The following is a 12,051-nucleotide window of genomic DNA, read 5'->3' on the forward strand; positions in this document are numbered from 1 at the left end:
CTCGCGGCGCAGAACGGCTTGACGATTGAATCGGTCAGCGACGTGGTTCACGTGAAGGCGGCGAAGGAAATCATCCTGAACGTGAGCGGCACCTACGTGAAGCTCAGCGGGGAAGGCGTCGAGATCGGCTCGCGTGGCGGTGTGCTGTACCGGACGGCCAGCGTGAAGGGCACCGGTCCCGCGCAGATGGACCTGGGCGGCACAGCGTTCGCGCCGAAGTTCGTGCCGTACACGACCGACTGCGAGGTATGGCGGACCAATCCGAAGTTTGTTGTGCCACCGCCCGCATCTGCGCCACTCCCGGCGCAGTGGGAGGGACTGGTGAATACGGGAGCGGTGGCGCCTGCGCCGTCGCAGGATGCGGGGTCTATGGCGTCTGCGGGTGGCGGAGGGCAGGGCGCGCAACCGTTGCCACAGAGGCAGCAGCTTCCCGGTTCGACGGGTTCCGCAGGTGGTCCGGCAGGTAACGGCGGATTGATTATCAACGACCCTGAAAACGCCAACCCGTATTGTGTCGCTCCCGATCCGATCCAGTTACAGAGTCCAGCGCCATGTGACTGGAGGCTGCCGGATTTCGCGGAGTTCGCCCGCATGGAACGGGAGACACCGGCCTACCAGAAATACGGTTGGACCAGAACCGAGCGTATTAAGGATGGCGATGATCCAGTAATGTGCTCTGGGACGGATACCACGACGTGCCAGTTCAGTTATGACTCCGGCAGTAAGACGTTGACCGCAAAAGTCGTTACCGTATTGGTGCCAAAACTGCTGGTCAGAATGAATCCATCAACCGGTGAGCCGCTGCGCGATGAGAAGAACAACTACGCGGTCGTGCAGTATGAGACTTTTAAAAACGGAGCGAACTCTCGCAAGACTTTAGCTGCGCAGGGACTAATGCTGGTGGAGCGTGATCCGGCAGAAGTTGATGCTTCGACGTACAAAAACATGATCGAGAAAACGCTGAATCAGGGGAACTACAAGCTGATTCTCGATGGATGCCAGAAGGGTGGCGCGTGTGGTTGCCGGATTGCGGTGAAATTCTGTGCAGATATCCATGTGGTTAGAGAGGCTGACGCACCGGCTCTTAATCCGAATATCGTTATTAATCTCTTTCCTACGACCGCACGAGCGGACGCAAGAAATTGGCCGGAAACGGAATACGAGAAAGACGCAAGAACGGGGCGATATGCCGAAAAAATTACACAAACGAAAGCGCATGAAACTGGGCATCTGTTCAATTTCCCTGACGAGTATTGGATTCAAGGTGGATTCGTACATTCCATGTATATCAAGGATGGAATGGATATAGACTTTGCCCTGGTAGACGCCAACAAGACGGCGAACAACGTTTGGGTGATTGAAACTGAAAATAATCTTATGGGGAACGGCTGCAGTAAGCCTATCGCTACTACTTCACCTTATTACCTTGAATATATACGCCGATGGTTCTCGGCGCACACCAACAAACTGTGGCGGGTGGGCTACAACGCTCCCGCTGCAGCAGGCAAGAAAACTGAAATCGGCACTGGAAAGTCTGCGGCAAAGACGGGGGCGGTCGATGCCAAAAAATAACGGTGATCCGAAATTACAAAAAATATGGTGGATGGCTTTTTTGTCTCTGATAGTGCTATGGATAGGAGGCAGGTGCGCGATGGCGAGTGATTCGAATAATGGTGTACTACGACCGGGCGCGTTTTCTCTTTCGTGGTCGGGTGGTCTGGAGTATGGGTCAAGGCAGATGACTTTTGACGGCGAAAGTAAGTTTTATTTTGCAAAGGGAGACACGATTAACGAGGATTCCCAGACGGGTATCGGAGTGTTTGTTCTCACCGTTCAAAACGCGGATTTGCAGGAGTTGACAACTGTTGCCAAGACCCTGTGTGAAACGGATATTCAGAGGGGTGGCCCTGAAACTTACGACCCACCAGCTACGTTCCGGGTTGCCTGTCTCGAAGATGGGAGGGTTGTGAACCGGCGTGGATCGATACGAAAGATTCCTGAGAAATTCAACAGGGAAATTTTCGATGGGCCGTTCAGGCTGTCAGAGGAAGCGTGGAAGCATGGCGCGAAGCTTATCAAGTTAGACTTCACAACGGAGAGCATCGAGTATAAAAACGGGAGCTATATTGTTTCTGTCCGGTTCATTAATTCTGGAAATCGCTGGATAAGGTTCAAGACACCGGATCATTGGCCCGGCGACAGTCGGAATGGCGGACTTGCTGTTGCTCCGTTTAGCGAGCTTGGGAAAATGCAACCTCGCGATGATTGGGGATTTAATCTGGCGAGTAAAAAAATACTCAACAAAAATGAATTTCCAGATGGAGAGATATTGCTTAATCCAGGCGACAGTAGAACTTTAAAAATTGAGTCTATTCCGGACAATAAAATCCAGAAAGGTGGGTACGATCTTTCGGGTGTGGCTTATTTGAATATTCAATATGAGGGCTATGGTTGGGGGCTGTCAACACACGTCGATTTCTGTCCCATCAAAACCCGTATTAGCTTCGACCGCGACTACCCCTCCACCCACCAGGAGCGCGAACAGTGGGAAGCCAAGCACCGCAAGGATCTGTCCTGGCGACCGGTCAAGCCAGGGCAGACCTTCTCCGAAGACGGCCTGTACCGCGCCGTGCGTACTGACAACGGCCATCGCGGTCTGTTGCTCAAGCCGTTCAAGGCCGGGGAGGTGGCGACCACCGGGCGCGTGACGATGCCGATGCAGGAACTGCCCGATGTCAACATCGACGGGCCGGTGCAGTGGGTGTGGGAGGCGACCGCGCCGACACCCGTCAAGCCATGGTCGCCCGACCTCGTCGAAGGCACCGAGCACACGTGTGACCCCGGCGCTGCCTGCCCACGCAGCGGCCGATGGCTTGCGCGTACGGCGACGCGGGACTGGCAGTACAGCTATGACCTCGCGCGCATTGTGACCCGCAGCCGGGGAGAGCGCATGCCGGGTGATGAGGGGACAACATGGGAATGGCTGGGGGTCTGACAGTCACGGGCGCTTGCGCGACCTCCAGAAGCGGTTTGTGAGGAACGCATTTCGCGCGTCCCGCGTGACGTGCGCCGGCGCATCGCCAGCGTAGCTGTTTGCGAGTTGGCGCGACAAGTGACCTGAAGAGTCAGCTTGCACCGTGCCGCTTGCTCGCATCTCTTGCTCGATACATGCCTGATATGCAGGACAGTCTCCCTCTGGGGTGGCAATGATTCCCCGGCAGCGCAACGCATGGGCAAACGTGGGGGAACGATGTTTGCAGGCACGTGGGGAAAGACGCCATTCCCCGACGCGTCGTCAGAAAACCCTTGTGCGACAGGGAGTTGGTGCGGTTGGGCGGGAGTTGTCCCCAGCCTTGCCAACAAAATCTGTGGGTAACTCTCGCGCCGACTTTTCCACAGTTTTTGTTGAAGCCCCTGTTCATAACCCTGGGATATCGAAGCTAACTGGCTGACGCCAAAGGCTTTGTTCACAGGCAAGCGGTATGAGGCATCGCGCCTCAAAACACATCGTCGGAACGCAGTCCGAAGGTTTGGCTGTGCGAACCGCGCGAATACGTGACGCCTGAATAGGCAGGAATACGAATGGCTCGACGGTAGTGAAGCGCGGAGAACAGGACTACGCAGTGTCCCGGTTCTGCGGCGCGCAGAGCGCCGCTTCGATGGCGTCTTCCAGCCGGTCGTTGCCCCAGAACATTTCCGCGCCGACGAAAAACGTCGGTGCGCCGAAGATACCGAGATCGCGAGCCGCCTGGGTCCGCTCGCGCAGGCGCAGCCGGTTCGCCTCGCTGCCGGCTTCCTCGATGAGCCGCTGCGCCGGCAAGCCCAGCGCGGCGAGCATGTGGGTGACTGCTTCGGGCGAATCGACTTCACGGTCGTCGCCATAGTTGCGCGTCATGACGGCGCGGCACCAGTCGGGCAGCCACGGATCGTCGGCGGCGAGCACGGCGATGCGCGTCGCGAGCACGGTGCGGCGCGGAAACTCGGTGGGCTGTTGCCACGGCAGCGCGTATTTGCGGCACTGCCGCCGCATGTCCTGCCACACATAGGCGCCTTTTTCCTTCTGCACGACGAAGGGCGGACCTTCCCAGCCGAGTGCGTCGAGAATGGGGCCGAGAAGGAAGGGCCGCCAGTGAACCTCCACGCCATCTCGCGCCGCGAGCGCGGCGATGCGCATCACGCTTAGATAGCTGTAGTTGCTGGCGAGGTCGAACCAGAAGTCGAGCGATGGGCGGGGCATGGTGTCGTCTCCGTGAAGCGGTTGCGCCGGCGTGAGCGGCGCTTGCGATCATGGTACGCCGAGGCGCCCGGAAAACCGCGTGTGTTACTTGCCTTGCGCGGCGGCTCCAGCGTCCGATGCGGGCGCGGCGGCGGCAGCGGCCGTGTCCGCCCCGCGCCCGCTGCCGAGCGTCGCCGGATTGACCGGCGGATTGCCCATCGCCTGGAAGAGCGCGGCCGTATCGGAAAGCCGCGTGCCGCGATAGCGGATTTCATCGAGCCGCGCGTTGCGCCATTGCTGCTCGCTTTGGCGCACCGCGTACCACGGCACCGCGCCGAGCTTGTAGCGCGCGTTGGTGTCCTCGTAGACGCCCTGGGCAGTGCGCGCCGAGGTACTGGCCGCGTCGAGAGCCTGGGCGTCGTGATCGAGCGCGGCGAGACGGTCGGCGACATCCTGGAACGCCGTGAGCACCGTTTGCTTATAGGTGTCGTTGGCCGCCTCGTAGGACTGCAACGCCGCGCGCCGCTGCGCGACGAGTGCGCCGCCGTGGAAGATCGGCTGCGAAAGCGAAGCGCCGATCGCCCACAGCGCGCCCGCGCCGGAAGTCACGACCGGCCAGCTGAAGCCGCCCTGACCGAGCGCCGCCGAAAGCGTGATGCTCGGGTACATCTGCGCGGTCGCGGCACCGACGCCGGCTGCGGCCGCCTTGAGCGTGGCTTCGGCGGCTTCGATGTCGGGACGGGTTCTCAGGAGTTCTGAGGGGATGACCACGGGCACCTGCGCCGGCAACGTCACGCTGGCGAGATCGAGGTCGGGCGGCGCCTGGTCGGGTGTGCGGCCGATCAGCACGGCGAGCGCATGGCGCTGCGCGACCCATTCCTGGCGTAGCCCCGGCAGACTCGCCGCGAGCGACGCCGCGCTCTGCTGCGCACTGAGCAGATCGGTGCGCGAGGCCGAGCCGAGCGCGTAGCGCTTTTGCACGTCGTCGGCCTGCGCATTGGCGAGTGCGATCAACTGCCCGGTCGTGTCGATCTGCGCATGCAGCGTCGCCGCGCCGAGCGCGCTCGCCACGATGTTCGCCGCGAGCGCGCGCTGTGCGGCCTCGAACTGGAACGCCTGCACGTTCACGCGCGAGGCGAGCGCCGCGTTGTTCAGGCGGGTTGCGCCGAACACGTCGAAGGTGTAGCGAACGTCGATCAAGCCCGCAAAAATCCCGTATTGCAGCTGGTCGATGCCGAACTGCGGGATCGCGGGTTGCTGCTGGCGTTGCGCGATGCCGATGGCGTCGACGGTCGGCAGCAGCGAGCTGCCGATCTGGCCGCGCAACTGCTCGCGCGCGGCTTGCAGGTTGTGGTCGGCGGCGGCGAGGTTCGGGCTGTTGGCGAGGCCCTCGCTTACGAGCGCATCGAGCGCGTCGGAGCCGTAGAGCGTCCACCATTGCGGCACCGGTTCCGCGCCCGTCACGAACTGCTGCGCGACGCCCTGGGCGGCGACCGTCTGTGCCGGTTGCGCCTGCGCACCGTAGTGCTCGGGCTGCGGCATGGCGGGCGGCTCACCGGTCGGGCCCAGCGCGCAGCCGGCCAGCGCAAGCGCGACGCATGCGGCGAGCAAGCCCGGCGCGAACGCAAAACGGGTTGCGTGCAAGCGCGTCGTTTCGCGCGCGCCCGACGCCAATGTCGAAGAATCCATCGTCATGATGCCTGTTCCGGCGTCTTGCCGGTCTCGTCAGTCTCGCTGCTGCGCACGCGGAACGCGGCCGCGTAAGCCGCGGGCAGGAAGAACAGCGTGAGCACGGTCGCAATCGTGATGCCGCCCATCAGCGCCGTAGCCATCGGTCCGAAGAAGTTCGAGCGCAAGAGCGGAATAAGCGCGAGCACGGCGGCCGCGGCCGTCAGCATGATCGGCCGGAAGCGACGTACCGTTGCGCCCACTACGGCGTCGAAGCGCTTGTGGCCGGCGCGGATGTCCGTTTCGATCTGGTCCACGAGAATCACAGAGTTGCGCATGATGATCCCGAACATGGCGATCACGCCGAGCATGGCCACGAAGCCGAACGGCTGCCGGAACACGAGCAGGGCGATCACCACGCCGATCAGACCGAGGGGCGCGGTCAACACGACCATCAGCACGCGCGTGAGGCTTTGCAGCTGGATCATGAGCAGCGTGAGCACGGCAATGGCGAGCACCGGCAACTGCGCGAAGATCGACGCCTGGCCCTTCGCGCTTTCCTCCACGGAGCCGCCCACCTCGATGTGGTAGCCGGGCGGCAGCGCGCGCTTGATCGAGTCCAGTTTGCCGTCGAGCGCATGCGTGACGTCGATGCCTTGTGCGCCCGCTCGCACGTCGGACTGCACGGTGATCGTGGGCTGCCGGTCGCGCGACCAGATCACGCCGTACTCCAGATCGTTGGCGAGATGCCCGAGCGCACCGAGCGGCACCGGTCCGTTGGGCGTAGGCATGGCGAGCGTGAGCAGACGCGCGGGATCGACGCGCTCGGCCGCGGGCGAGCGCAGATCGACGCGCTCGGCCGCGGGCGAGCGCAGATCGACGCTGATGAGCTTGTCGCGCTCGCGAAACTGCGTGACGGTATAGCCCGAGTACGTCATCTGCAGGAAGTTGGCGATGTCCTGCGACGAGACATTGAGCGCGCGCGCCTTTTGCTGGTCGATCTGGAAGTGCAGCGAGCGTCCCGCCGGTTCGTCCCAGTCGAAACTGACGTTGTCGGTGCGCGGATCGGCACGCATCGTCGCCGCCACCTTGTTCGCGATGTCGCGCACGGTCGGGACGTCGTCGCCGCTCACGCGGAACTGCACGGGGTAGCCGACCGGCGGCCCGTTCTCGAGCCGCGAGAGGCGCGTGCGGATGGCCGGGAACTTGTCGCGCAGCATCGGTTCGAGCCAGCTTGCGAGCTTCTCGCGGTCTTCGACCGACTTCGTCGTGATCACGAACTGCGCAAAATTGGGCTGCTGCAACTGCTGATCGAGCGGCAGATAGAAACGCGGCGCGCCGGTGCCGACGAAATCGATGAAATGGTCGATCTCGGGGCGGCCCTTGAGCGCCGCTTCGAGTCGCTTCGTCTGGCGCAGCGTCGCCTCGATCGAGGCGCTTTCGGGCAGGCGCACGTCCACGAGCAGTTCGGGCCGATCGGAACTCGGGAAGAACTGCTGCGGCACGAGCTTGAAGCACGCGAGCGCGGCCACGAAAAGCGCGATGGTCAGCACGAGCACGATGGCATGGCGCTCGATGCACCAGCCGATCCAGCCGCGCAGGCGCCGGTAGAACCGCGTGTCGTAGATCTCGTGCTCCTGATCCTCGCCGTGCGCGGCGTGCGCCGCATCCGGATCGGGCTTGCGCTCCGGCAACAGCCGGTAGCCCAGCAGCGGGATCAGCACCACAGCCGCGAACCACGAGGCGATCAGCGCGATGGCGGACACCTGGAAGATCGAGCGCGTGTACTCGCCGGTGCTCGACCTCGCGAGCACGATGGGCAAGAAGCCCGCAACGGTGACGAGCGTGCCGGTGAGCATCGGGAACGCGGTGCTGGTGTAGGCGAATGCGGCGGCGCGCGTGCGGTTCCAGCCCTGCGCGAGCTTCACCGCCATCATCTCGACGGAAATGATGGCGTCGTCCACGAGCAGGCCGAGCGCGAGCACGAGGGTGCCGAGCGAAACCTTGTGCAGACCGATGCCGAAGAGGTACATCGCGAGCGAAGTGACGGCGAGCACGATCGGAATGGTGATGACGACCACCATGCCCGTGCGCACGCCCAGCGAAACGAGGCTCACGAGCAGCACGATGCCCACGGCCTCGGCCACGGCTTCGACGAAGTCGTCCACCGAGCGCGAGACCGCATCGGGCATGCTCGACACCTCCACGAGCTTCAGGCCCGCGGGAAGTTGCGCGCGCAACTGCTCGACACGAGCATCGAGCGCCTTGCCGAGGCGGATCACGTCGCCGCCCGGCTGCATCGTGAGGCCGATGCCGAGCACGGCCTGGTTCTGGAAGCGCATTTGCGTGGCGAGCGGCTCGTCGTAGCCGCGCCGGATCGTGGCGATGTCGCCCAGACGAAACGTGCGGTCGTTCACGCGGATCAGCGTATCGGCGATCGCCTTGAGGTCCTCGTACTGACCGCTCGGGCGCACGAACACGCGGTCGTCGGCGGTCGTGAGCGTACCCGCGGCGGAGACGCTGTTCTGCGCGCCGATCACCTGGCCGAGCTGCGTGGGCGAGATGCCGAGGCGTGTGAGCTGCGTGTTCGGAATCTCGATGTAGATGCGCTGCTGCGGATCGCCGAAATAATCGACCTTGCCGACGTCGGGCACGCGCAGCAGCTGCTCGCGCAGCTTGTCCGCGTAGTCGTGCAGTTGCGCGGGCGAAAAGCCGTCGCCCTCCAGCGCGTAGATGTTGGTGTAGACGTCGCCGAATTCGTCGTTGAAGAACGGCCCTTGCACGCCCTGGGGCAGCGTGTACGCAATGTCGCCGACCTTCTTGCGCACCTGGTACCAGGTCTCGCGCACTTCGCTCACGGGCGCGGAGTCCTTCATCGTGAAGAACACGAGCGATTCGCCGGGCCGCGAATAGCTGCGCAGAAAGTCGATATAAGGCGTTTCCTGAAGCTTGCGGCCGATGCGGGTCGTCACCTGGTCCTCGACCTGGCGCGCGCTCGCGCCGGGCCAGAAGGTCTGGATGACCATCACGCGGAACGTGAAGGGCGGGTCTTCCGATTGCGCAAGACGCGTATAGGCGAGCGCGCCGAATATCGTTGCCAGCGCAACGAGAAAGGTGACGAGCGCCCGATGCCGAAGCGCCCATGCCGACAGGTTGAAGCGGCCCTCTTCGTGATCGGAGCCGGGACCCGAGCCCGTCATCTGGCTCATGACGCAAAGTCCTCGGGATGCAGCGGCGCCACCGGACGCACCTGCTCGCCCGCGTGGACCGTGTGGACGCCTTGCAGCACGATGCGTTCGCCGTCCTGCAAGCCGCTCGCCACGGTGATCGTGCGCGCGTCGTAGCGCGCAATGCTTATGCGCCGCAGCTGCAGCACGTTGTCGGGCGCGTGTATGACCCAGATGGCGGCCGCTTCACCGTCGTGGAAGAGCGCGGTAGCGGGCACGGTAAACGCGGCCGGCGCATTGGCCTCGCCAGGGGCCGCGAACGCCACGTTGGCAGTCATGCCGAGACGCAGGTCGGCATCGGGATGTTCGAGCGTGAGCCTCGCGCGCCACGTGCGGCTTTGCGGGTCCGCCGCGGCGGCGAGTTCGCGCAGGCGCGCCGTGTAGTGTCGGCCGGGCAGGGCGCCGAGCGTGACCTGCGCGGTGTCGCCGGTGTGCAGCGCGGCCACGGCGCGCTCGGGCAGGTCGCATACGACGTCGACGTCGCCGCTCCACGCGAGCTGGTAGACAGCCTGGCCGGCCTGCACGTTCTGGCCGGTATCGGCGTTTTCGGCGGTGATGACGCCCGCGTGGTCGGCGACGATCTGCGTGTAGCGCAACTGGTTCTTTGCCAGTGCGAGCTGCTGCTGGGCCTGATCGCGCTGGGCCGCGGCCGAGGCGTACGCATCCTGCGTCTGTTCGAGTTGCGCGCGGGCGATGAGATTGGCCGCCGACTGGGCCGTGTCGCGATCGAGCTGCTGCTTCGCGAAGACGAGGCGATGCTGCGCGGCGTCGAATTGGGCCTGCGCGCTGGCTGCGTTCTTTTCGAAGTCCGCCGGATCGAGCCGGGCGAGCGTCTGGCCGGGCTTGACGCTGTCGCCGAGGCGCACGCTGCGCTCGATGATCTTGCCGTTCACGCGAAACGAAAGCGGCGTGGCGTTGCGCGCCTCGATATCGCCGGGATAGACGGGGCTCACGCCGCCGCCGTCCGGGTGCACGGTCATCGAGACGACCGGGCGCGGCTGCGGCGGCGCTTCCTTTTGCTTGCCGCAGGCAGCCAGCGCGGCAACGCCGAGCACGAGAAGCACCTTCGCGGCATGCCGCCACGGCGCACTGAACTTACCGGTACCACTGCGCATCCTGCTCGATGCGCCACGACCGCAACGATTCACCTGGACCTCGATAGGCTGGGTGCGCACGCAGACCGCAATACCGCCGCGCCGGTTGCGCCACCGTTGAGTCGCGGGCGCGGCGCGGCTCGCGCACCGACCCGGACTTGGGATGATGAACCGGATTCTAATACAACCTTGTATCTGAGTGCGAAACTGAATCCGAGGAATGTTTCAGTGCTAGACTCGCGTCAATCCGTGACACATAACGACGCCCCACGCCATGAAGCGCATTCGACTCACCCGCGAACAAAGCCGCGACCAGACGCGCGAGCGTCTGCTCGACGCTGCGCAGGCCATGTTCATGAAAAAAGGGTTCGTGGGCGCGAGCGTCGAGGACATCGCGCATGCGGCGGGGTACACGCGCGGCGCGTTCTACTCGAACTTTTCGGGCAAGTCGGACCTGCTCGTGGAATTGCTGCGGCGCGATCACGAAGCCATGCAGACCGACCTGCGCGCGATCTTCGAAACCGAGGTCTCGCGCGAGCAGATGGAGGCGCGCGTGCTCGCCTATTACAGCCGCATGCCGCAGGACAACAAGGTTTTCCTGCTGTGGGTGGAAGCCAGACTGCTGGCTGCGCGCGACGCGCGCTTTCGCACGCGCTACAACGCATTCATGAAGGAAAAGCGCGAGAGTCTCGCCGTGTACATCGAGGAATTTGCGGCGCGCGTGGGCATGCCGGTGCCGCTCGATCCCGAATTGCTCGCGCTCGGGCTGATGGGGCTGTGCGACGGGGTGCAGTTTCTCGCCACGGCCGATCCGCAGCATGTCACGCCGCCGGTCGTTGAAACCGTGCTGGGGACGTTCTTCGCGCGAGTCGTGTTCGGCCGCGACGCGTGAGCCCAGGAAGCACGCCGCCGGCGACGCGCGCGCTTCAGGCGCCGAGGCCAGGGCCGTAGTTGCTGCCGATCAGCCGCGTAACGGACGCGACGTCGTGATAATCCTGCTCGGGCATGCCGTCGAGGATCGCCAGCACCTCGTTGCTGGCGCCGGCCTCGCGCGCGGCGTCCACCAGTTCGTCCTTGTTGGCGGGCCAGCGCACTTCGCGCAGCACGTCGGCGAATTGCAGGTCGATGGGTTCGTCGGGAATGCGAGAGGCTGACATGCGTGGCGTCCTTTGCGCGGGCGGCCGGCGTTGGCGGTCCGCGTCGTCGTCTCGTTTGTTGTGCGGTTTTTGTTCAGATTGTGTTCGCGCCTGGCTTGCATTGTGGCGCGCAGCGCTAGCGCCGCGCCTCAAGCATACACAATCCGCCTCGCACGCCCTCGCGGCGTGCGCACGCGCTGCTCATTTGCCGCCCATGCGCCACTTTTCTTTGCCGCTTGTTCGCAAACGGGAGTACCGGTCAGGCTCAGGTCTGCTCGTGCAGGTCCGGGCTTAGCGTCTTGTCCAGCCGATGCGACCTGGGCAGCGTAAGGTACTCCCAGTGTTGCGGACCGTTCGCGGTCACGGGCACGTTGGGGGCGGGGGGCGCCACGGGGGCGTCGTAGGCGTGGGACTGTCCACTTGCGAGCGGGATGTGCGCGCTGGCCTGGACGACCGGTGAGTCCTGCGCGGTGCGTACCGGAGCGGCGAAGCAAGACGCCGACAACAGCACGGTGGTCATCAGTGTCGAGGTTTTCATCGCTCGACCTCCTTTCTCATGCGGCCCACAGGCCGCAGCAAGCGCCGTACCGCGTCCGCCAACCTGGGTGGCGGCGCAGGCAGCCGCGCCAGCCGGGGCGGCCCGGCGCGCCGCTACGCGACGGCGCCACGAGCCGTCTGGACGGCTCATGTGCGCGAGGCGCATACGGAAA

General features: G+C 64.1%; 9 protein-coding genes. 3 read left to right on the forward strand and 6 right to left on the reverse strand.

Going from position 1 to position 12,051, the window contains the following annotated elements; genetic code table 11:
• A partial coding sequence (locus tag A3CW_RS48685; protein ID WP_154678136.1) for a DUF2345 domain-containing protein occupies nt 1-1,572 on the forward strand: 1,572 nt, incomplete at its 5' end.
• Between the two features lie 79 nt (nt 1,573-1,651).
• Complete coding sequence (locus tag A3CW_RS48690; RefSeq protein ID WP_154678137.1) at nt 1,652-2,995, forward strand: hypothetical protein; 1,344 nt, start codon at nt 1,652-1,654, stop codon at nt 2,993-2,995.
• A 621-nt stretch (nt 2,996-3,616) separates the two neighbouring features.
• On the opposite strand, the gene A3CW_RS0135870 is transcribed toward A3CW_RS48690, so the two are convergent.
• The 4 genes from A3CW_RS0135870 to A3CW_RS0135885 all read right to left on the reverse strand — a co-directional run bounded on the left by A3CW_RS0135870 (nt 3,617) and on the right by A3CW_RS0135885 (nt 10,226).
• The gene (locus A3CW_RS0135870) at nt 3,617-4,237 is read right to left on the reverse strand and encodes a 2-hydroxychromene-2-carboxylate isomerase (RefSeq protein WP_028207842.1); all 621 of its coding nucleotides are present in this window, start codon (nt 4,235-4,237) and stop codon (nt 3,617-3,619) included.
• Between the two features lie 84 nt (nt 4,238-4,321).
• Entirely contained in the window at nt 4,322-5,911 is a 1,590-nt protein-coding gene (locus A3CW_RS48695) for an efflux transporter outer membrane subunit (protein ID WP_407669800.1), read from the reverse strand.
• Nucleotides 5,908-9,093 carry an efflux RND transporter permease subunit gene (locus A3CW_RS0135880; RefSeq protein WP_281175163.1) on the reverse strand — a complete coding sequence of 1,062 codons (3,186 nt, stop codon included), beginning with the start codon at nt 9,091-9,093 and terminating at the stop codon, nt 5,908-5,910. Before A3CW_RS0135880 ends, A3CW_RS48695 begins: the two co-directional genes overlap by 4 nt.
• Nucleotides 9,090-10,226 (reverse strand): efflux RND transporter periplasmic adaptor subunit, encoded by a 1,137-nt coding sequence (locus A3CW_RS0135885; protein WP_028207844.1) that lies wholly within the window; start codon nt 10,224-10,226, stop codon nt 9,090-9,092. The genes A3CW_RS0135880 and A3CW_RS0135885 overlap by 4 nt, the downstream gene beginning before the upstream one ends.
• Before the next feature lie 253 nt (nt 10,227-10,479).
• Here A3CW_RS0135885 and A3CW_RS0135890 point away from each other — a divergent pair, with 253 nt between their 5' ends.
• Nucleotides 10,480-11,097: a TetR/AcrR family transcriptional regulator gene (locus A3CW_RS0135890; RefSeq protein WP_028207845.1), complete on the forward strand. Its 618-nt coding sequence runs from the start codon at nt 10,480-10,482 to the stop codon at nt 11,095-11,097.
• A 34-nt stretch (nt 11,098-11,131) separates the two neighbouring features.
• Here the strand turns inward: A3CW_RS0135890 and A3CW_RS0135895 are convergent, their stop codons facing one another.
• Together A3CW_RS0135895 and A3CW_RS54475 are read right to left on the reverse strand one after the other, a co-directional pair.
• Nucleotides 11,132-11,362, reverse strand: a complete 231-nt coding sequence (locus tag A3CW_RS0135895) for a DUF2795 domain-containing protein (RefSeq protein WP_028207846.1) — start codon at nt 11,360-11,362, stop codon at nt 11,132-11,134.
• A gap of 244 nt (nt 11,363-11,606) precedes the next feature.
• Entirely contained in the window at nt 11,607-12,029 is a 423-nt protein-coding gene (locus tag A3CW_RS54475) for a hypothetical protein (RefSeq protein WP_322787978.1), read from the reverse strand.
• Nucleotides 12,030-12,051 lie beyond the last annotated feature (22 nt).

The sequence above is a fragment of the Paraburkholderia nodosa DSM 21604 genome, from assembly GCF_000519185.1.
GTDB classification, from domain to species: domain Bacteria; phylum Pseudomonadota; class Gammaproteobacteria; order Burkholderiales; family Burkholderiaceae; genus Paraburkholderia; species Paraburkholderia nodosa.

Coding starts and splice junctions, on each gene's coding strand:
- A3CW_RS0135880 (WP_281175163.1), bottom strand. CDS start 9,093: ATGAGCCAGATGACGGGCTCGGGTCCCGGCTCCGATCACGAAGAGGGC.
- A3CW_RS0135895 (WP_028207846.1), bottom strand. CDS start 11,362: ATGTCAGCCTCTCGCATTCCCGACGAACCCATCGACCTGCAATTCGCC.
- A3CW_RS48695 (WP_407669800.1), bottom strand. CDS start 5,911: ATGACGATGGATTCTTCGACATTGGCGTCGGGCGCGCGCGAAACGACG.
- A3CW_RS0135890 (WP_028207845.1), top strand. CDS start 10,480: ATGAAGCGCATTCGACTCACCCGCGAACAAAGCCGCGACCAGACGCGC.
- A3CW_RS48690 (WP_154678137.1), top strand. CDS start 1,652: ATGGCGAGTGATTCGAATAATGGTGTACTACGACCGGGCGCGTTTTCT.
- A3CW_RS54475 (WP_322787978.1), bottom strand. CDS start 12,029: ATGAGCCGTCCAGACGGCTCGTGGCGCCGTCGCGTAGCGGCGCGCCGG.
- A3CW_RS0135870 (WP_028207842.1), bottom strand. CDS start 4,237: ATGCCCCGCCCATCGCTCGACTTCTGGTTCGACCTCGCCAGCAACTAC.
- A3CW_RS0135885 (WP_028207844.1), bottom strand. CDS start 10,226: ATGCGCAGTGGTACCGGTAAGTTCAGTGCGCCGTGGCGGCATGCCGCG.